Source organism: Paenibacillus sp. FSL P4-0184 (assembly GCF_038004625.1).
Lineage (GTDB): Bacteria > Bacillota > Bacilli > Paenibacillales > Paenibacillaceae > Paenibacillus_AQ.
Genome location: NZ_JBBORN010000001.1, coordinates 3,929,030 through 3,949,873, shown reverse-complemented (window position 1 = coordinate 3,949,873; position 20,844 = coordinate 3,929,030). Strand labels below are relative to the sequence as shown.

General features: G+C 42.2%; 21 protein-coding genes and 1 pseudogene. 6 read left to right on the top strand and 16 right to left on the bottom strand.

The features are described 5' to 3' along the window. The first annotated feature begins 178 nt into the window (after positions 1-178). Together MKY52_RS17235 and MKY52_RS17230 are read left to right on the top strand one after the other, a co-directional pair. On the top strand, positions 179-466 hold the full coding sequence (locus tag MKY52_RS17235) for a hypothetical protein (RefSeq protein ID WP_149646708.1): 288 nt from the start codon (positions 179-181) through the stop codon (positions 464-466). Positions 467-665: 199 nt separating this feature from the next. Continuing rightward, positions 666-1,775, top strand: coding sequence for an AI-2E family transporter (locus tag MKY52_RS17230; RefSeq protein ID WP_341052498.1), 1,110 nt, complete (start codon positions 666-668; stop codon positions 1,773-1,775). A gap of 93 nt (positions 1,776-1,868) precedes the next feature. Here MKY52_RS17230 and MKY52_RS17225 read toward each other — a convergent pair whose 3' ends face one another. Genes MKY52_RS17225 through rnhA form a run of 3 tightly spaced genes read right to left on the bottom strand, consistent with a single transcriptional unit; the run spans position 1,869 to position 3,680 of the window. After that, entirely contained in the window at positions 1,869-2,273 is a 405-nt protein-coding gene (locus tag MKY52_RS17225; RefSeq protein WP_042190609.1) for a hypothetical protein, read from the bottom strand. A gap of 31 nt (positions 2,274-2,304) precedes the next feature. Further along, positions 2,305-2,973 carry a uracil-DNA glycosylase gene (locus MKY52_RS17220; protein WP_341052497.1) on the bottom strand — a complete coding sequence of 223 codons (669 nt, stop codon included), beginning with the start codon at positions 2,971-2,973 and terminating at the stop codon, positions 2,305-2,307. Positions 2,974-3,017: 44 nt separating this feature from the next. Further along, positions 3,018-3,680 carry a ribonuclease H gene (gene rnhA / locus MKY52_RS17215; protein ID WP_341052496.1) on the bottom strand — a complete coding sequence of 221 codons (663 nt, stop codon included), beginning with the start codon at positions 3,678-3,680 and terminating at the stop codon, positions 3,018-3,020. Positions 3,681-3,989: 309 nt separating this feature from the next. Between rnhA and MKY52_RS17210 the strand changes: the two genes are divergently transcribed. Then, on the top strand, positions 3,990-4,562 hold the full coding sequence (locus tag MKY52_RS17210) for a hypothetical protein (RefSeq protein ID WP_042190616.1): 573 nt from the start codon (positions 3,990-3,992) through the stop codon (positions 4,560-4,562). Positions 4,563-4,618: 56 nt separating this feature from the next. Here MKY52_RS17210 and MKY52_RS17205 read toward each other — a convergent pair whose 3' ends face one another. The 4 genes from MKY52_RS17205 to MKY52_RS17190 all read right to left on the bottom strand — a co-directional run bounded on the left by MKY52_RS17205 (position 4,619) and on the right by MKY52_RS17190 (position 7,599). Next, complete coding sequence (locus MKY52_RS17205; RefSeq protein WP_341052494.1) at positions 4,619-5,191, bottom strand: type 1 glutamine amidotransferase family protein; 573 nt, start codon at positions 5,189-5,191, stop codon at positions 4,619-4,621. Continuing rightward, positions 5,192-6,304, bottom strand: a complete 1,113-nt coding sequence (locus MKY52_RS17200; protein ID WP_341052493.1) for a hypothetical protein — start codon at positions 6,302-6,304, stop codon at positions 5,192-5,194. Between the two features lie 100 nt (positions 6,305-6,404). Next, positions 6,405-7,052 carry a hypothetical protein gene (locus MKY52_RS17195; protein ID WP_341052491.1) on the bottom strand — a complete coding sequence of 216 codons (648 nt, stop codon included), beginning with the start codon at positions 7,050-7,052 and terminating at the stop codon, positions 6,405-6,407. Positions 7,053-7,068: 16 nt separating this feature from the next. After that, complete coding sequence (locus MKY52_RS17190; RefSeq protein ID WP_341052490.1) at positions 7,069-7,599, bottom strand: hypothetical protein; 531 nt, start codon at positions 7,597-7,599, stop codon at positions 7,069-7,071. Positions 7,600-7,865: 266 nt separating this feature from the next. On the opposite strand from MKY52_RS17190, the gene MKY52_RS17185 reads away from it, so the two are divergent. After that, entirely contained in the window at positions 7,866-8,084 is a 219-nt protein-coding gene (locus MKY52_RS17185) for a hypothetical protein (RefSeq protein ID WP_042190628.1), read from the top strand. An 88-nt stretch (positions 8,085-8,172) separates the two neighbouring features. On the opposite strand, the gene MKY52_RS17180 is transcribed toward MKY52_RS17185, so the two are convergent. Together MKY52_RS17180 and MKY52_RS17175 are read right to left on the bottom strand one after the other, a co-directional pair. Beyond that, positions 8,173-9,186: a Gfo/Idh/MocA family protein gene (locus tag MKY52_RS17180; protein ID WP_341052488.1), complete on the bottom strand. Its 1,014-nt coding sequence runs from the start codon at positions 9,184-9,186 to the stop codon at positions 8,173-8,175. A gap of 124 nt (positions 9,187-9,310) precedes the next feature. Further along, complete coding sequence (locus tag MKY52_RS17175) at positions 9,311-10,165, bottom strand: sugar phosphate isomerase/epimerase family protein (protein ID WP_341052487.1); 855 nt, start codon at positions 10,163-10,165, stop codon at positions 9,311-9,313. Positions 10,166-10,338: 173 nt separating this feature from the next. Here MKY52_RS17175 and MKY52_RS17170 point away from each other — a divergent pair, with 173 nt between their 5' ends. Further along, positions 10,339-11,244: an AraC family transcriptional regulator gene (locus MKY52_RS17170; RefSeq protein ID WP_341052485.1), complete on the top strand. Its 906-nt coding sequence runs from the start codon at positions 10,339-10,341 to the stop codon at positions 11,242-11,244. A gap of 212 nt (positions 11,245-11,456) precedes the next feature. On the opposite strand, the gene MKY52_RS17165 is transcribed toward MKY52_RS17170, so the two are convergent. Next, positions 11,457-12,002, bottom strand: a complete 546-nt coding sequence (locus MKY52_RS17165) for a DinB family protein (protein WP_445667130.1) — start codon at positions 12,000-12,002, stop codon at positions 11,457-11,459. A 64-nt stretch (positions 12,003-12,066) separates the two neighbouring features. Next, positions 12,067-13,014 (bottom strand): helix-turn-helix transcriptional regulator, encoded by a 948-nt coding sequence (locus MKY52_RS17160; protein WP_341052483.1) that lies wholly within the window; start codon positions 13,012-13,014, stop codon positions 12,067-12,069. A 205-nt stretch (positions 13,015-13,219) separates the two neighbouring features. Between MKY52_RS17160 and MKY52_RS17155 the strand changes: the two genes are divergently transcribed. Then, positions 13,220-14,410: a coenzyme F420-0:L-glutamate ligase gene (locus tag MKY52_RS17155; protein WP_076300779.1), complete on the top strand. Its 1,191-nt coding sequence runs from the start codon at positions 13,220-13,222 to the stop codon at positions 14,408-14,410. Positions 14,411-14,767: 357 nt separating this feature from the next. On the opposite strand, the gene MKY52_RS17150 is transcribed toward MKY52_RS17155, so the two are convergent. The 5 genes and pseudogenes from MKY52_RS17150 to MKY52_RS17130 form a co-directional block, all read right to left on the bottom strand. Continuing rightward, entirely contained in the window at positions 14,768-15,907 is a 1,140-nt protein-coding gene (locus tag MKY52_RS17150) for a 5-methyltetrahydropteroyltriglutamate--homocysteine S-methyltransferase (protein ID WP_042190650.1), read from the bottom strand. Between the two features lie 128 nt (positions 15,908-16,035). Continuing rightward, complete coding sequence (locus tag MKY52_RS17145; protein WP_341052480.1) at positions 16,036-16,809, bottom strand: ABC transporter permease; 774 nt, start codon at positions 16,807-16,809, stop codon at positions 16,036-16,038. Further along, entirely contained in the window at positions 16,781-17,770 is a 990-nt protein-coding gene (locus MKY52_RS17140) for an ABC transporter ATP-binding protein (protein ID WP_341052478.1), read from the bottom strand. The genes MKY52_RS17145 and MKY52_RS17140 overlap by 29 nt, the downstream gene beginning before the upstream one ends. Positions 17,771-18,138: 368 nt before the next feature. After that, positions 18,139-19,005: pseudogene (locus MKY52_RS17135) on the bottom strand (alpha/beta hydrolase). Positions 19,006-19,294: 289 nt separating this feature from the next. Then, on the bottom strand, positions 19,295-20,644 hold the full coding sequence (locus MKY52_RS17130; RefSeq protein WP_341052476.1) for an MFS transporter: 1,350 nt from the start codon (positions 20,642-20,644) through the stop codon (positions 19,295-19,297). Between the last annotated feature and the right edge of the window lie 200 nt (positions 20,645-20,844).

Here is a 20,844-nt window from a genome sequence, read left to right as displayed (position 1 = left end):
TCTGTAAAGCGCTTTAACATTAAAAATGATACTCCGGCAAAATGTAAAAAATGGAATGATTTCATGCTTTGCTCAAGGTGAAACAAGCCCATAAGAAAATTACATACCAATTGCCTATCTCCTCACTGATGTTTAAAACATATTAATACTACATATAGGAAAAAGCGGGTGATCAGAAATGGCCAACGGAAGAAATAACAAAAAAATGGGGAGTAACAGCAATGCTAAGAGTAACGGAAATAGTAATGGAAATAACAACGGGAACGGTAATAGTGAGGAAGCAGCAGAATTAAGTGCTGAAGATTATGAAATCATTGCTGCCGCACTGGCCACTTTAGGGGAATTTTTTGCTTTTTTATCTCTCGTCAAGGCAAGACAAGTTACGAAGGAAACCGGAGGCGAGGTTAAAGTACCAGAAATATTCACCCTTTCCACGAAGAAACCTTCTAGACGGAAGTTAAGATGATCCACAAAGCCCCCGAGCGATTTATATGATGATGTTATGGTTATGTGTTGTGAACAACTTACTTGGCGTAGCCTCAGTCATAGGGTCATCCTCCACGGATATGCCAAGAACTACCTATAGGAGAGTAATCCATTCTTTTGAATCAAGTCATGTGAATTAGGGTTATTAAACTACATAGATTATATTTTGAACTTGGGGGATGTTCCTATTGCAACAACAGAAGTATTTTCGGACAAGTCTTGCTATTATCGCTTTTTTACTTATTTTGTACTTGGGCTCCAAAGTAATGTTTCTATTCGCACCACTGGCTGCCATTATCAGATTATTACTCGTTCCCATGGTACTATCAGGTTTCATGTACTACTTGTTACGACCGTTAGTAAGAGTTCTTGAGAAAAGAAAATTAAACCGGGCGTTCTCCATCCTGCTCATTTATTTCTTGTTTGCCGGATTGTTTATTCTCTTCTGGGTTCTAGTCTGGCCGACACTGCAAGAACAAATTCAGAACTTTATTGATAACACACCTTACCTTGTTCAGGGATTACAGGATCAGTTCAATGCATTAAGGGATAATCCGACACTCTCACGCTTTTTCCAGGGGGACTCCGACATAGCTGCCCGTATATCAGAATATCTTAGCGAGGCTATTACTTGGGTGACCAATTCGATGTCCAATTTGATCGGCGTAGTTTCCAGCATTGTTATTCTAATCGCTACCTTGCCCATCATTTTGTATTACATGCTAAAAGATGACTATAAGCTGTCACCAAAACTACAGGGCTTAATCCCTAGAAAGTACCGTAAAGAAGGCAAAGAAATGTTCGGGGATATCGACAGCGCACTGAGCAGTTTCATCGTCACACGTGTGGTGCTAAACGTCGTACTCGGTATTATGTTGTATATCGGTTTCCTTATCATCGGATTGCCTTATTCACTGCTGCTCGCAGTAATTTCAGTACCGCTCAATTTCATTCCTTATGTGGGTTCTTTCCTTGCGGGAGTACCCGTAGTTATTGTTGGATTCATTGAATCACCCACGATGGCAATATGGTCGCTGGTCGTCATATTCATTGCACAGCAAATCCAAGATAATGTACTCTCACCGATCATTTACGGCAAATCATTAGATGTGCATCCACTGACCACGGTCCTTCTTGTTCTTATAGGTGGGGATTTCTACGGTATTATTGGTGTGCTTATTGCGCTGCCCGTCTATATGATTGCCAAAATTATTTTTTTACGAGTGTATGAGATTATTGTTGCAGATCGAGAGGAAGAGACTGAGCCTCTCAAGCATGAGAATCTATAGCACTTACGAACTGAATGAGGTTTCATAAATAAAAAAAGGTACTTCTCCAATTAGAGATGTACCTTTTCGTGCTTCATTATTGGATTACTGAATTTAACCTCGCAAAGAACGAACTACAAATATGTGATTGCCTTTCATAAGGTTCTGTCCATCCTGAAGTGTAACTGAACCTTTGGTATGCGAAATGATGGTCGTATTCAGAGCAATCAGCCGATCTTCTTTCCAAACACTTACAGCCGATTTAAAATATACTGCATTATCAAATTGCTGCCGTTCCCTCATCACATAACCCACAGAATGCAAGACTGGAGGCAGTGCTCTTTCTCTAGGAGCCAAAGCTTTGATGACCACAATATCCCGAAATGGCACGGCAATTTCCTGATGACCGATGACCGCTACAGAAGCGGAAAGATCCCATTTGCGAAGAATGCCTTTCATGATCGTGTAAGGTTCGTCCCCGCAGTACATGATAACCGGTTTACCAACCCAATGCTTCATTGCTCCCTCCCCCTTCCCAACATCCCATTAGTTATATGTCCGAAATGAACCAATCGATTCCTTTCATTCCCTTCGACTCCAAAAACTGATTGACCTTCGAAAAAGGACGGCTACCAAAGAATCCACGATACGACGAGAGCGGACTCGGATGTGGAGACTGAATAACCTCATGACGACTTTGGTCTATGAAGGCACCTTTTTTCTGTGAATGACTTCCCCATAAAATAAACACCATCGGCGTAGTTCTTTCATTTAACTTCTTCATTATGGTGTCTGTGAATGACTCCCAGCCTAGACCTTTATGAGAATTCGGCTCTCCCTCACGTACCGTTAGTACCGAGTTGAGCATAAGCACTCCCTGTTCTGCCCATCGCAGTAAGGATCCGTGATTTGGAATTGGTACACCGATATCCTCCGATAGCTCCGTATAAATATTACGCAGTGAAGGCGGTATACGCACCCCCGGATTTACCGAGAAGCTTAAACCATGTGCTTGTCCCGCTCCATGGTATGGGTCCTGTCCCAAAATAACAACCCTTGTCTCACTATAAGGTGTATGCTTTAACGCCGTGAACAGTAATTCTTTTGGCGGATAGACTGTATGTTCCTTATATTCACTTTCCAGACTAGCCATCAGCTCCAGAAAATAGGGCTTTTGCATTTCATCTTGTAATATCTCATCCCAATCGTTGCCGAACATCCCCAATTCTCCTCCTCTAGCCGAAACCCAGAACCTTACTGCAACTATTTCCGACCATAATCTGCTTTAATTTCGCCCCACTCTTTAGTCTGCCACTTAAGCACTTTATTGTCATATGTATTGGTTTGCAACCAATGCTCTGCCCGATCAATAAGTACCCATATTTCCTCTGTTGAAGCATCGCGTGGCAAGGTTGTCGCTACTTTCTTCTGCTTTACCCACTTCATTGCATTCACAGAGTCGCTGTAGACTGTCTTATTACTTCCCTCTTTCTTCAGGAGCGCCAAGGCATGCACAATCGCTAAAAACTCACCTAAATTATTAGTGCCCTTCTTGATCGGCCCACAAGAGAAGATAATATCTCCGGTTTGCGTATCCACACCCTTATATTCGACTGGACCCGGATTGCCACGAGTTCCTACATCCACAGAAATGCTGTTGTAATCGATTTCCGCTGAGGTCTCCACTGCAGCGCTTCGTTTAAAAGAACTTGTCCCCTTAGACTTAGCCGCACCGGATGCTGATGACCCTGTTCCCCAATTACCTTTCCAGCCCGCTGTGTATGCCGCATCTGCCGCCGCTTTAGATTCATACGATTTATATTTGGCTCCGGTATAGTGATCGGTCTGCGCCTGGCATTCCGCCCAAGTGCTATAGACTCCCGGCTGCTTGCCTTCCCATACTACATAATATTTCTGTTTAGCCATTGGTACAGCTCCTTTTTTCACCTTAACTTATTGTAATCCAAATGCTTCTTCATCAAAAGAAGAATGTTATTTTTCGTGAATTTCTTCGAATAATTCATATTTTCCAGGTCATACTATACGCCAGAGATGTCCAGGCCTATATTACCATTTGTAGAATGATCGGTAAATATTATTGTGTCCACAAGCAGAAACGCCTTCAGCGTACCTCAAGGACGGTAAGCGTTTGTGCTTACACCACATTAATACTATCTAATCAGTCTATATTAAGCTCGAAGGATATCAGTACAATTACTCAGGGAGGTTATACAGATGAGAAAGATAGCAAGCGTAGCCGCAGTATTTGCAATTGTGCTGTTGGTCGGATGCGGAAACTCAACCAATAACAATGCCAATGTTACCCCTACCGCCACCACTACACCTGGTAACACCAATAACGCTGGCAACACTAATAACACCACTGATGCTGTAACCTCAGCGTCGGTAGTGGATAATGAAGAGGCCTTTAAAAAGGCAATCAGTGCGGACGGTACTTGGATTGCTGCTACGCTGAAAGACTTAACCTTCACCGAGGATCTCGTGCTGGACGGACAATTCACGAATAAAGATGAACCTGCTCGAAAAATCGCTCTCTACACACAAGATGCAGAGCACAATATTACTAACTCCTATAAACTAACTGCACCAAAACTTACGATCAAAAGTAAAAACGCCCGTATTCAAGGCGGCACATTTATTGGTGATGTATACGTCGAAGCAGATGGCTTCAGTTTAGTAAATGCAACGGTTGAAGGGAATGTTTACTTCGCAGATGCTAAGTATCAATCCACCTTCGATACCTCGGATCAAGGAAAAGTAACGGGTGTTACAGAAGTGAAAAAATAAGTAAAAAGGTGCTCTCAAGTCGATAAGACCTGAGAACACCTTTTTTCATGACTTCATTATTCTTGATAAAACCCATTTTTGAAAAAGTTATACCATCCATCGATTTGTTCTAATGGCATAACTTTTAACTTCTTCAAGACTTCTCTTGTAAATTCCAAAGAAGCCGTACCATTAGCAGTAATGATATCGTCACTCGAAACGGTCTGTTTTTCTAAAAAATTTGCGTGTCCTTTATAATTAGGAGCGAACTCTTTTAAGTAATCTAATGAATTTCCAGTGTGAGGAATCTCATCTAAATAGCCATGTTCTGCCAAAAAGGTTGATGCGTCACATATAGCCGCTATAGGAGTTCTATTCTGTATACAACTTTCAATCACTGGAGTAATCACTGAATTATCTTTCCAGCCTGTACCCCCAATTAAAATTAACATTTCAAACTGGGCGGGTAAACTATCTATAGTATAGTCTGGAATAACAGTAAATCCGCCCATAGATTGTACATTGTCGCTATTTAAAGAAACTGTCTTAACTTTGTATTCACTTTCTGGCTTGTTTAGTTCGGCACTTATATAGCCAGCTTCCCAATCTGCATATCCATTAGAAATAAAAATCAATACTTCTTTTTTCATTTACTGATCCCCCTCAAGTTTCAACAACGTATCTGCAACTTCCCGCCCGTTAACCAACAGTACAATCCGATGTTCCCCGGGATAATGACGACGAGTGGTTAAATCCGCCCAGCGATGCGTCCGTTTGCCTGTCAGAATTGTACCCCCAGGTACTGTTTTATCCGATAGTAAGAAAGATTTACGAGAGGTTCGACCTGTAGCCTTCACGAAATAAATGCCATATTCTATTCGAACACGGGCAGGAGTTCCTTCACAAATTTGAAGTTTATATTGTAATTCAGAGTTTTCTCCAATTCGCAATAGGGTAGGATCAATCGTTATAGAAGCACTCGTTATGAGTGGTGTTGCTTCGTCTGCTTGCTCCGCATATCCGAATAAAGCCATAATCTCTGGATTAGCTTTTCGGATTAAAGAACGACAACCATGCCGCACAATCCAGTCTGTGAGGGGATCTATACCTATCCAGCGGCGAGCTGTCTCAAGTACCACCTCCGGGTGATCCTTCGCAATATCGTTCAAATGGTTAGCCACGCTCTTGCGCACATATAGGGAAGAATCCGCCTTAAGCTGCTCAAGTACAGGCAGCACAGGGGCTGGATCTAGCTTAAACATGGGGAGAGCCTGTCCCCATGGAAGACGAGGACGACACCCCTCACTTGCTAACCGGCGCACATGCTCATCGGGGTGCTTCGACCATACTAACATTTGCTCCATCATCCGCTCCGGTTCACGCAAGAGAAACGGTCTAACCGCAAATTCTGCTGACGACTTCGGTGTGAACCTTTCCAGCGCCTGCATAGACAGCTCCCAATGCTCAGCCCCTTGACCAAATACCTCTACAAAATCTGGAAAGATCAAGTATGGAAATCCCACACAATCCTCAGTAATAGCGAACAGAATCGCCAGCGCTTCCTCATAAGGAAGCTGTAAATGACTTCCCAGTGTCTCCGTAATCCGCCGCATCCTTGCCTTCAGTTCGAGCGTATCCCAAGGTTCCGCCATAGCCGAAATTACAAATGCATCAGTGTCGAAAACACTATATATACTGCGAATCTTTTCGCCAAAACCATGCAGGAATTGTTCATTGTACATCGCTTTTAAAGGTTCCGCCATCGTGTATCCCTCATTTTCTTCTATAAATCATCAGAGGTTAATCTGTTATGAAATCGTAGCACACCCAATTTGACAACAGTATGTCAACTTCGGCCATTCCCTACTCTAGAACATTAACCTGCCTAGTCTCGAGATTAATCATTCGACTTCTCGTATCATTACGCGAAATATAAATAGGTTGTCCGGTAGAGTCGATCCAATATGAGATGGGAATCGAAATCCCACAATTTCGGTAAGATCCGTCAGCATGGCTTGTCCCAATAATCATCGTGTTATATTTCACAGCAATCCTAGTGGCTTCCTCGATCCATAATTCAAATTGTTCTTCGCTGAACATGCCTACCCCAATCGGATGTGCGATGAAATATAACGACTTAGCCTGTCCTTCCAAACCAACGCATCCTTGCAGAAGCTCAACACACAGCAAATAACCAATACTGAGGCCATCCGCTTCCGCAACTGACGGGCGATACAGCTGTTCATCCATCGGCGATTTGGCTCGTTCCAAAATGATGTCCCCAGAAGGATGAATCATTAGTGCTCTATCCTTGTTATTGCTGTTCCTATATCCTGTAATGATCAGCTTTTTATATGTTTTGGCAACTTCACATAAGGCCTTTACACTGGCTTCATCTGCTACATAACCTTCTGGATACAACACCGCGTCAAAAGAATCCTGTCTGCTCATTTCTTTGAGCAAATGCTCCAAATGTGGTTCGTGATTAGGTTGCGCTACGAGTAATCTCATATTTCCCCTCCAACGGTTAATTAATTAGCACCTTCACCTGTTCTAAGCTTTGCTCTGCACGACTGTTCAAAGCTCTCTTATCTTTAAGGCCAAGCTCCTTAAGCTCATGTCCAGGGTCAATGACCATCGGCTGCGAAATTACATTTTCGAGGATTTGGACGGCAACTTTACAGGCCCCAAATAACAGCTCTTTTGAGATCACTTGTTTATGAGAACCAATAATTCCTACCAGTTTCTCTGCGTAGATCAATCTAACCAGACTATCCGCACTCATCATATTCCGCGAGGCAAAAGAAGATACCTTCTCCACAATCCAGCTGTCTTGATAGTTTCTCGATAAGGCATCTAGTGCAGTAATTGCATCCCAATCTCGGATTGACAACTGCTCGGCGTACGCCAAGGCCATTTCATTGAGCCATTCTATCTCTTGTTCTCTAGGAATTTCAAAACGCTTATACTCCTTAAGCAAACCTGCCTTATGCATATCTAAAAAATGACCCAGGAATCGTGTGTATAACTCCTTGGCTCTTTGTCGCTGTTCTGTCATTTGGCGATCATCCTTTCACTACACAAATCATATCCGTCCGCAGTTTTCTTTTCAAACCAGAAAGTAAAAAAAAGACAGACAGCGAAACAACTTCGCTACCTGCCCTCGGATGATCTTCGGATTTTAATACAATTACAACCAAATTTCGCATATTTTTGACCCAAATCAAGTAATTCCTCCTCAAATTCATCCGCAAATCGTGGTAAAATAGTTCCTTAGGATTATTTATATTCATACATGTTGAAGATATCACCGGAGGGAATACCATGCCACATACACTTAATAAAAATATTGATTTTTTCATAGCCGCTTTATCCCAAACTTATATCACTGCCCTACAGCTTGACCCTGATGGAATGTATTCTGAGGTTGCCTCAGGAATCGTTGAAGAGTTCTCCGATGTACAGGTACGCCTTAGAAGATATGACGGCTCCGTATCACACTATGCTAGGGACAATACAAAATTCCAGCGCAATAAAGGTTAGATGAGAATGCATGCCAAAAAGACGTGACTGGAGAAATCATCTACAATGATCTTTCCTCCAGTCACGCCTATGCATACTCTATACCCTGCTAGTTAAGTACAATCCATTCTCCTTCGGCATTTGCTGACTGTACTTCCGCCTCTATGATTTCCAAAGATTCTGCTGCACTCTCAGGCGTACAAATGATAATAGGCTTATCTTGAATAATCGCATCCAAGAAATAGACCAGCTCTCTGTAGTAGCCCGCATCCGGGGAAAGCTCTACCGTAAAGCCTGCTCCATCATTAGGATTCACCTTGACTCCACTACCATCAAATACAACATTTCCTCGCTCGAAGTTAACCCTGTACCCCATGTAGAATCCAAAGTCCCCCTCCAGCGTCCAGTCCACCTGAGCATTGATCACCTTTGCATCCTTATAAAAATAGTGTGTAGACGCTATGTCATAACCACTTCCCGGTAGAACGTTCCGTCCCAAGGTCGATACTTTATCCGGTCTGCCGAACAGATAGTTAATCATATCCGTATCGTGAATATGCATATCCACAATGCATCCACCGCTTAGCTTCTCATCCAGAAACCAATCTTTAGGAGCCCCTGAACCACGGTAGAAATACCCTTCTGTCACTTTACCAAATTGTTCAGTTTCCACAACTTCTTTCAAATACTCATACCCAGGCCAAAAACGAAGGCACTGTCCGATCATCAATTTCTTTCCACTGCGCTCCGCCGCTTCTACCATTTTCTGCGCTTCTACTGAAGTTCTAGCCATCGGCTTCTCACAAAAGACATGATATCCTCGTTCCAGCAGCGAACAAGCCATTTCAGCATGCAGGTAAGTAGGAACTGCAATATCGATCATATCCAGTTCCTCATTCGCTATCATTTTCTCCAGATCATCATAGAGACTGTAAGCTGTTAAATCATACACTTCTTGAGCGGTACTCATATTGCCGTCCGCTTTACCGTCTTTCAATTCCTCAATTCGCAAGTCACAGATGGCTTTAAGTGTGATGGGATGCCCCTCTTCCGTTAAGCGAACATAATTATCAAAATGCATCCGGCCCATAAATCCAAAGCCAATCAAACCTATTTTCAACATAGTGAAGCCTCCCCAGCTAAATGATTAATAATTAAACAAGCTTTATCCAAGCACCTTCCAGCCCAGCGGATTGTATCTCAGCCTCAATGATTGCTATAGGCTGAGCATCGCCTTCCCCCTTACTTTAAGCTTTGAAAGTGGTACGTCCGAGAATGGCATCCATAGCTGCAGAAGTATTAAAAATAATTTGCTCCGTATAATGTGTGTATGATGGTATCATTTCACCGGTAACATAATTGTTGTATCCAATGTCTTCAAGCGCTTTCATGACTGCTGGATAATCCACATCCCCAGCGAGCAGATCAACAAATCCGTGAAGCCCACCAGCCGTCCGACGGTAATCCTTGAAATGCACCTTTTTAATTCTATGGCCTAGAATCCGTATCCACTGCTCTGGATAACCGGAATGCACGATATTCCCAACATCAAGATAGGAACCTACATAACTGGAACCGATCGTATCAATAAAAGTACGTAATTCAAGTGGAGACAGTAAGAATTTATTCCACACATTTTCAAGACCAATAGAAACGCCTGCTTGCTCAGCATCCTTGGCTAAATGACTAATCGCTTCCAGCGCTCTATCATAAGCTTTTTCATAATCAACAACCTCACAGCCCTCGATGAAATCCACACCAACAGCACCAGGAATGACAAGAATCGTATCTACACCAAGCGCAGCCGCCAGCTCCAGTTGCTTTTTGCATACGTCGATTGCCTTGGTTCGATTCGCTTCAGATTCACTAGTCATCGCATAAGACCAATATAGACCTGTTGCCAAACCCGCGATCTCCAGACCCGTTTCATTAATAGAATCACGAAGGATACGCGCTTCTTTCTCAGTGGTTTGCAGGCCAAGTTCACCTGACTCATTTAATGACAGCTCGATCCCCTCAAATCCAGCCGCTTTGGCTAGACGTACGCATTCTTTAATTTCAGTTCCTTCGCGAAACGACCAGATGTTTATTCCCTTTTTCATTTGAATCCTCCTCCTATTTGTTCTTTTCCGTTTTTCACTTCCTAGGCTTAGATGCACTTTGTATCCTTTAATTATTTATATTATACTAGATTTAAAATTCGATTTATTTAGGCGAAGAAGAGACTTTTTGCATTATTCCGGTCTATTCTATTAATCATTCAGGAGGCAGTGACATGTCTGACAAAGATCCCTCTTACCCACTGAGAAAGCAGGTACCCTCTCGTGATTGGGCACCCGGAATTCACTATGCACAATTGCAGACACTTCCGCCCTGCACCTTCCAAAGAAGAAGGCTATATGACTTCGAGCTACTATATGTTCGCCAGGGCAAATTATTAACAAAGATGGATACGGAAGAATATATACTGAACGCTGGGCAGCTAATTTTCCTCTCATCCGGGGTATTTCATCAGAATGTTATCCTGTCAGATTCAGATACTAAGCTTATTGGAATCCATTTTGATTTCTTTGGGGAATCAATTATTACACATGATGAAGATATGGTAGTTAATGAGGATGAAGTCATACACGATAAATTCGCCTTTGAAGCCGTAACTGTCCCCTTCATGCCATTGTCACAAGAACCGATCTACTCCCCGCCACCCGAATGTGTTCATGCCATGGAACAGCTCGTTCATGAATTCACTATGCGGCCTGCCGGCTATGAGTGGGTCTGTCGAGGGCTACTACTTGGTATTCTGACTTCGCTGCTTCGAACGCAAAGCTCCCGAGATGCAGCTAAGTCTTCAGTTCACACCGAGCGGATCAGGGCATTAATAGACGAGATAGAAGAGCGGTTAGCAGAACGCTGGACCAATAAATCCATGGCCACATCCATGAATATGCATGAGGACCACTTTGCCAAGCTCTTTCGTGAGGTCGCAGGTATGCCCCCCGGAGAATACCTCCGCTCGATCCGGCATAGGGAAGCGCGTAAGCTGCTGCGAGAAACGGATTGGCCGATTGAACGGGTGGGCGATCAGGTCGGCTATCCCGATATCCATTATTTCAGCAGGGTGTTCACGGCGAATGAGGGGATTTCTCCGCGGGCGTATCGCAAGTTGTCTCGGATTCTCTAGATCATGCAAGATAGACTTATGTCAAAGAGATTTCTACGCAAATCGGTATACACGATCAATTTTTTTCACCAGACTTTTCAAGAAGCATTTTGGAGTTAATCCGAGTGAATATAAAGATTATGTTCAAGCGACGCTTGGCTCAGGAAATTAAGATCCTTTCTTTTATGACGAAAGGCCTTTGCTGTAGATCAGCAAAGGCCTCTTTTTTGGTATTACATCACTTTCCGAAACAATTCTTTGTTTAACCGCTCCAGCTGCAGAAGATGATGACGATAGTGCATCTCAATAAGCAGGAACCATTCCTCCGCGCATAGTCCACCGAATCGCGGGTGAGATACGGTATTTTGTTTAGACGCTTTTTCGAGGCGCGGTTCGATCTCTCTCATTCTTTGGATGACTGAATGTAACCCTTGAATTAATTGTTCCTTACTCTCCGGCTGCTCCGGCGTATATTGGGCGGAAGGCGGAACCTGAATACGAATGGATGGAAAGCTTCCTTGTGCAAATATAGCCGCACCATCCTCGGTTTTCCCCACATGGGATACCAAGGGATCTTGGCTTGGCACCAGACATTGATCAATATTACGAAGCTGCATATACAGTGCCGAGTTAATGAGATGTTGAACCATCTGTCCGATGGACCACTCGTTTTCACTTGGCTTTTGCTTCAGCTGCTCCAGATTGAATCGCTCTACTTCTTGAATATAGTATGTCGCAGTTTCTTCAAAACGTTGTAAGGCTTCTTTTGTTGTAATCATTATATATCAGCTCCTGTAGTCATTGATTATCCAAGTATACAAAAACGCTACTGACAGCGTTATGTCAGTAGCGTTTTAACATTATTTCTAGTTCGTTTCTAACTTGATGGCGAAAAGATTCCGGCTCTAGCACAACCATGCCGCCTCCCCAGCCCAGCACCCATTGCAGCAATTCCGCTGGCTCTCGAACTCGAAAAGTAACCCGTAAGCCTTCCGCATGATCCTCTATAGTTTCCATATAGAAATTATTCGATTCCCTTACCTTATCAGCTATGTCAGAATGGACTAAGATAACCACATGAACGTTACGATCATCAGGAGGTTGGTATACCTCCAATTGAAAATCGGCTGGCCGTATAAATTTATCTTCCAGTTCAATAAGCTCCCTCATTCGGGATAACCGGAAATGACGGATGTCTTGACGCAATTCACACCAGGCGACGAGTACCCATGATCCTTGATGAAGCACAAGTCCGTAAGGAGCAACCGTACGAATACTTTGACGGTTCCCATCAGCTTCGGCGATTCTTTTGGAATAACGAAATCTTATTTTCCTTTCCTCCAATATCGCTCGACGAATGGCTTCCAGACATGCCTTTTCTTGTATTGGTGCTATATCTGCTGTGGATGCAAATAAACGAAAACTTTTGCGGATCTGTGATGCTTCACTGCGGATGGCTTCTGGCAGGATAGCTTCTATTTTTGCTTTAGAACTTCTAGCCTTATTGCCATAGTGGGCATCAAACCACTGCTCGATAAAGTTAGTCCCGATAAGCAATGTCACTGCTTCGTCCAGCGTGAAACTAACGGGTGGCAGGAAATAGCCCTCAATCAAGGAGTAGCCCTGCCCTGGCGCTCCTATTATGGATACGCCCGCTTCACTAAGTGCCTGAATATCCCGATAAATAGTTCTCACGCTCGTTTCAAACGTAGCCGCCAAATCCTCCGCTCGCAACACTTTATTACGCTGCAATTCAAGCACTATAGCTAACAAACGGTCCATTTTGTTCATACGACTCTCCCTCCCCGAGAAATTGTTTTTCTATCTCTAACGGCAATGTTAAAAATCTCTAAAAGCTTCTATATCTATAAATCATTTTTATATTAGATATTATAAACATTAATTTTACTTATATCGCTCTAAAAGGGTATAGTAATATAGGGTCTATAACCATTACTTATATATAGAGTATACCCTTATAAGAGGAGAGATCATATTGGAAAGAGTAGTTGGAACAGTGGTACGTGGACTCCGCGGGCCTATCATTAACAATGGGGATAACATTGAAGAAATCGTAGTGCAAACGGTATTGAATGCAGCAACAGTCGAAGGTTTCTCGATCGAGGATCGTGATATTGTAACCGTAACGGAATCCATTGTGGCTCGGGCACAAGGAAACTATGCGACAATTGATAATATTGCTGCTGATATAAAGGCAAAATTTGGTGAAGAAACTGTGGGTGTTATTTTCCCTATCCTTAGCCGTAACCGATTTGCTAACTGCTTGCGTGGAATTGCCAAAGGAGCAAAAAAAGTAGTCTTAATGCTAAGCTATCCATCTGATGAAGTGGGCAACCATCTTGTAGACATCGACGAATTAGATGCTAAGGGCGTTAATCCATGGACGGATGTGTTAACAGAGGCTCAATTCCGTGAGTTTTTCGGCTATATTAAGCACCCATTCACAGGTGTTGACTATATCGAATATTATAAAGGTTTGATTGAAGCTGAAGGTGTGGCTTGCGAAGTCATCTTCTCCAACAACCCAAAAACCATTTTAAACTATACAAAAAATGTATTAACTTGCGATATTCACACTCGCTTCAGAACCAAACGCATTCTCACAAACAACGGTGCTGAAAAAGTATTTGGCTTGGATGATATTCTTACACAATCCATTGATGGCAGTGGCTTTAACGAAGCTTATGGTCTGCTTGGATCCAATAAAGCAACAGAAGAAAGCGTAAAACTATTTCCAAACAACTGCCAACCTATCGTAGATGGTATCCAAGCAAAAATCAAAGAAATTACAGGTAAAACTGTAGAAGTTATGGTTTATGGCGATGGAGCATTCAAAGATCCAGTCGGTAAAATATGGGAACTGGCAGATCCAGTTGTATCCCCTGCTTACACTGCAGGACTTGATGGAACACCAAATGAAGTGAAATTGAAATATTTGGCCGATAACAACTTCTCTCATCTTCGTGGTGAAGAGCTGAAACAAGCCATTTCTAAATACATCCAGAATAAAAATGATGACCTGGTTGGTGCGATGGAAGCACAAGGGACTACTCCTCGTAGATTAACGGACCTGATTGGTTCATTATCTGATTTGACTTCTGGTAGTGGCGATAAAGGAACACCGATGATTTATATTCAAGGTTACTTCGATAACTATACAAAATAGGATGAGTACAAACAGGGAGTCTCGTAAATGAGACTTCCCTTTTTTTTACTTTTCGGTGCCCCCTTTCATATCAAGACATTGATAGATTAGGGAATTTCTCCCTGAAATTCGACTGATTTGACGGTAAAACTTGATTTCACTCTGTTTTTTAGGGAGGAATTCCCTAATTCCATTCATTTAAAGCAATTATCGGCTTTTATTAGGGAGCTTTTCCCTAATTACTCTCAATCCACTGGATAGTGACAGCACGCCAAGTAAATCCATGTACACTCTTTAAATCAAAATACACCTTTAACCGTACGGATGAACATCCGAATGGTTAAAGGTGTATTTTCTCTGTCTACTTTTTAATTAGAGTTAATTCCAGATCTCTTCAGCAATCTCTTTAATATAAGCAAGCTTGCGCCATTGCTGCTCTTCTGTAAGGTGGTTACCTTCTTCCGTGGAAGCAAAGCCGCATTGCGGGCTCAGGCAAATCCGGTTTAGATCGACATATTGCTTCGCTTCCTCAATACGCTTTAGAATATCTTCCTTACTCTCCAGCTCACCAAATTTGGAAGAGAACAGGCCAAGCACGACCTGCTGATTGTCTTTTAGGAAGCGTAATGGTTTGAAGTCACCTGCACGTTCAGTATCAAACTCCAGATAGTAACCTGAGTAGTTATTGATGTTCAGAAGTGTTTGCGCGATAGGTTCATAACCTCCGCCTACACCAGCATAAGTAGAAACATAATTGCCTCGGCATACATGTGTCGTTACAACGAGATCTTCCGGCAGTCCGGATACCACTTCTTCGTTCAACTTCGCAAGCTCGTTCGCATATTCAGCTACATTCACACCAACCTGATTCATAAATGCTATAAACTGTTCGTCGCACAGCGCTCCCCACGTGCAATCGTCGATTTGAATGCTGCGGCAGCCCGCTGCATAAAAGGCAAGGATTGACGCTTTGTATGCTTTGGCAATATCCGAAATTAGCTCTTCACGATTCGGGTATAATTCATTCGTGCTTTCCTTATTTTCTACCCGATCCAGCTCAAACAGGAATTGCGCTGCTGCAGGAATCGATTGACGCGCAACAACATCCTCACCAGCAGCGCCTTTTAAGAATTCATAATGCGCTACAAAAGGGTGGCTGCTGTAGCTTATTTTTCCGGTCAGTCGTGCGGTTTCTGGTCTGGATTCTGCTCCATTAAATTGGTAGCCTTGATCAATAATGGTCCGCTCTACACCATCAAAGCCCCAGAAGAAGTCGAGATGCCACCAAGAGCGGCGGAATTCGCCGTCGGTTACAGCTTGAAGACCTACCTCTTTTTGTTTTTGCACGAGCTTTACAATCTCGTCATTCTCTACTTCCTTCAACTGCTCGGCAGTAATTTCGCTGTTCTTGAATTTTAATCTAGCCTCTTTCAATGCCTGAGGGCGCAGGAAGCTGCCAACAATATCATATCGAAATGGAGTAACGGTTCGCTTTTTAGGTTCGGTTTGAGTGCTCATATATTAATCTCCTCGTGAACAAATTATTAAAATTAATATAGCATATCCGATTGCCTATACCGTTACACCAATGAGTTATGGCAGGTTATAAGTATTAGCTATACCTAATAAATAAACGATTGGGTGCGCTAGTATTGCCCCAGAAGCCCCTTCTTCATGGCTATTTTCTCACAGCGATCAAACACAACGAGCCCTAGAATCAAATAAACTAGCGAATTTAATATTAATACGCCATAGTCAGATAAAGATAGATCCGTTAACGTTAGATTCTCCAGCATCACCGTTCTTACCATATTCACGCCTTTAACGAATGGGGCAAAAGCTAAAAACGGAGCTACAGTGATCGGAACAAATACAAGTCCCATCAAGACAAATTGGAAAATCTGTAGAAATGCTTGAATTTGTTTCACAATAATAGCCAAACCAGCAATCATAAAACTAACGCCTACCATGCTTATCATAGTAACTATAATGATTGGGATCGTTGTCATGGGATTAAGACTCAACCATTGTCCCGAGGTTAGCATCGCACCAAACAGCAAGAGAATCATAATGACGGACTGTAAGCCCAATTGACTGACGATCCGCGTGAGCATAATTTTCCACACACCCATGGGAGACATATATAACTGCTCTAACGTTCCACGCGTCGCTTCTGTGATTACCGAATAACCAATAAAGTTCATCGTCATCATCGTTAAGCTCCAAAAGACTACACTTACAATTGAATATTGGACATTCGTATCAAAGCTGGCTGGATCTCCTATGAACATAATTCCAAAAAATGCAGCCAGAAATATAATATAAAAAGTGACTACTAACGCGATTGTGTTCGGTAGATAACGTTTCATCTCAATATATTCCTTACGAAAATTAGCATTGAACAAATGGAGCCATTTCATGAGTCTTACCTCCCTTCACAATCTGAATAAACACTTGTTCAAAATCAATGGTTATTCGATCAATACTTTCCACCATCGTTCCTTCCTCTTTCAGAAGATCGAACAACTCGTAGATATCCTGACCATGCTCTAAATTCACTTCCACGATCGTTTCATGAGAGCTTGCTTTATAAGTACTTAAAGGGAATATACTCAACAGTTTATTCTCCTGTTCAGGGCTTAATTGCTCACCTAATTTAATGGAATATGCCCTTGTTTCAAATAACTTAAGTAAATTCTCCACCCTGTCGTCAATCACAACCTCACCTTTGTTAATGATAATGGCACGGTCACACAGCTCCTGAACGACAGGCATATCATGTGAGCTAATAATGATCGTACGTTTCTCTTCCCTCACTATCGTTTTTAGAATATTTCGTAATTCATAACTAACCTCAACATCCAAACCGAGCGTTGGCTCATCCAGCAAGATGACATCCGTATTAGCTAATAGCGCCACAGCGATTGCCAGCTTTTGTTGCATCCCCCGAGATAATCCATTAACCAGCTCATTCTCCTTTTCTTTAAGGTTGAATTGCTCTAATAATTTATCTGTCTGATCGGCAATTTGCTTCCGAGAGTACCCCCGGTTACCTGCAAAATATTCTAAATTTTCCCGAACCGTAAGACGCCAATATAAATTCCGGTTCCCTTCTAATACAGCACTGATATGCTCTAGCGCTTTGAGTCTCTTCTTACAAATATCTAAGCCATTAATGGATATAGAACCCCCATCCGATTCTAACAAACCACAGAGCATCTTTATTGTTGATGTTTTCCCAGCACCGTTGGGGCCTAGTAAACCGAGAACCTCTCCACGATTTACATGAAAAGAAACATCACGAACGGCATGTATTTTCTCTTTCGTCTTTCTTTTCTCGTAGACCTTGCTAATCCCCCGTACTTCTATAATTTTCTCCACCTTATAACCATCCTCTCCCGTACGATTTAAAAGAGTGATTCCATTGTTAAATTTATTTTATTTTAGTATCTAAATTTAGATAACTGGCTCCAGATGGATACTTTCTCCGTCTGAGGAATGAGATTTGGGATAGCGCGTATTTATACAAGTACGTCAAAGAGACACAGCTCTTGAGATGTGTCTGGAATCTTATTTTCTTCACGAAAAAAACTAATACTAAGGCTTGCTGAACATTCAAATTTCCCAGTACTAAAAAAGCTGTGTGTTAATAAAAAGGAAGTGGTGAGATTTTAATAAAAATCGCCCTCTTTCATCTTGCTGATTAGACAAGATAAGGAGAGCGATCTTTTATATTATTATGCACGTTATTATCCGAAAATGCGCTTAATTCCTCTAGCAATTTCGTTCATACAATCCTCTGCTTGTGGGTAAACGCCGATTTTATCCATGAACGCGTGGTCCATTCCATTATATCGGATATACTGTGTATTAACGCCTGCACGTTGTAGTTTTCTAGCGTAGGCTTCACACTCAAGTGTCAAATAATCATACTGTGCAGTAATAATTAACGTGTCAGGCATACCGCTTAAATCTTCTACTAATAAGGGAGAAGTATAGGCGCTTGTTGCGGGAATCTTACCTTGTAAATAAATATTGTCCAGCATAGCCGTCATATCACCCATACCCATTAATAGTCCCTTGATCAGCTCATGATGATTGTTAATCGTGTACTCTTCGATATTCCATTCGAAATCATCCGTTGCTGCCCCAGCCATGTTCACCGTCGGATAAAGCAAAGCCTGGAATTTAATCATACCTGTTCCTAGATCTCTATCCTTCATCGCGCATACTGTTGATAAGTTCCCACCTGCGCTATCGCCACATACTGCGATTTGATTCGGATTTACATTCAGTTCTGCCGCATGCTCATATACCCAGGTAACAGCATCAAAGCAATCATTTAATCCTACAGGGAACGGATGCTCAGGTGCAAGACGGTAATCCACTTAAACAACAACTGCATTTGCTTTCTCAGCAATTGCTTTACAAGGATTCTCCACTACATCCAAAGTACCTCCCAGGAAACCACCACCGTGGAAGAAGACTACCGCCGGGACATTCGAGCTTTCAGCTGGAGAATAGATCCGAACTGGGATAGAGTCCTCTGAACCTTCTATATCTCTCGATTCTGTACGAATATCCGTTGTTGTTACATCTGTATTCGGCGAGCCCATCATTGCACGCATCCCCTGAACCATTGCCATTAAATCGAACTCTCCCTCAGGTGGCTTACCCATCGCAGCCATCTTTTCAGCACTTTCGATTGTTGTCTGCAAAACACGAGCGTCCATTTCTCCCTCAGCATCTGAATCTGGAAGCTTTTTAATTATCATATCTAGACCTTTGACGTTCTTAACCTCTGTCCGTCTCTCTAGTTCCGCCAACAGATTTTCATATAGATATTTTTCCATGATGTCCTTCATCTCCTAGTTAAATTCTTAGGTTTAATTAAATAATTCTTATTTAGGCTCCAATTCCCGGGCCTCTACGAGCTTTCAAGTCACTAATCATTTGGGGCTCATCTTTATCTAGCTTATAGAACAGGAATAATAGAATAACAATGACATTCGCAATTAAGGGTAACCATACAAAATTGAATTCAATTGCTAGCAAAGCCGATGGCGCTTGCACTTGATTCGGTGCATATTTCCCTAAGGCTAGAACCCAAGCTGCAATCGCACCCCCGAGCCCCATTCCGAACTTAGCACCAAAACTGCTTGCGGCAGATAGTAAGCCTGGTGCCCTTACTCCTGATTTCCATTCTCCATAATCAATCGTGTCAGCAATCATCGCGAACAGTAGACCAAATGCAAATCCCCCACCAAAATTACTGATTATGACACCTGTTAATGCAACAGGAACAGACATCATCTGTGCACCTAGATAGATAATGACTTGCCCCACAATACCAATGATCATCCCCGTAAAGACCACATTGCGTTTACCTAATTTCTTACTAAAATAAGGAACTAATATAATCGCAAGCAACATTAGAACGTTAAGGCCATTAACAAGCGGAATTAAGTCTTCTCTACCTAGGTTATATTTAAAGTAATAAATAGTAGCAGGACCCTTTGCTGTAACTCCGATAAATACGAACAGGCCAGTAGCCAAAAGGATCCACCAAGGGGTGTTCCCTTTAATTGCCTTTATTCCTTCTTTAAATGGGACGGGACGATTGCCTTCAACTTGAACACGTTCCCTTACATTTTTAAATGTAATCAAGAAAAATACGACTGCTACACCAGCATAGATCATCATCGTTAACATAAAACCCTGTTTTTGATCACCTTTTCCTAACGCATCAACAAGAGGCAGTGTCGCAATACTGACAAATATAGCTCCTACTTGCGCCAGAATCATACGAACCGATGACACTACTGTTCTTTCCTGTGAATCACTTGACATGCTTGGCAAAATCGAAGTGAGTGGCAAGTTAATACCTGCGTATAAAACATTCAGTAGAATATAGGTAATATACGCGTAAGCCAATTTTCCTGTATCCCCGAAATCCGGCGACAGGAACGCAAGAATTGCAATTGCCGCGAACGGAATCGATAACCAAAGAAACCAGGGTCTGGATTTCCCATATTTCGAAGTCGTGCGGTCAATTAAGACTCCAAATATAGGTCCGTCGAACGCATCAATAATTCTCGCTAAAAGGAATAAGGTTCCTACAGCTGCGACATTCAACCCATATACATCCGTGTAGTAAAACATTAAATATAAGGTAACCGTCTGGAAAATAAGATTAGAAGCCGTATCTCCTAGACCATAACTAATTCTTTCTTTCCATGAAACTTGTTTATTCATACATGTACCCCCTGTAAATATCATGGTAAGGAAGCTTCGACCAACCGTATTGTAATCCCTTACATTTGTGATTATAGACAATTTTCATCCATTCAACTTTCCGTTTCTTAATCAAAAATAGACCAAATTTCATGATTTTTATGATTAGTAAATTAAGCGCTTTCAATAAAATCATAAAAAAAGGCTGACCCAAATCCATG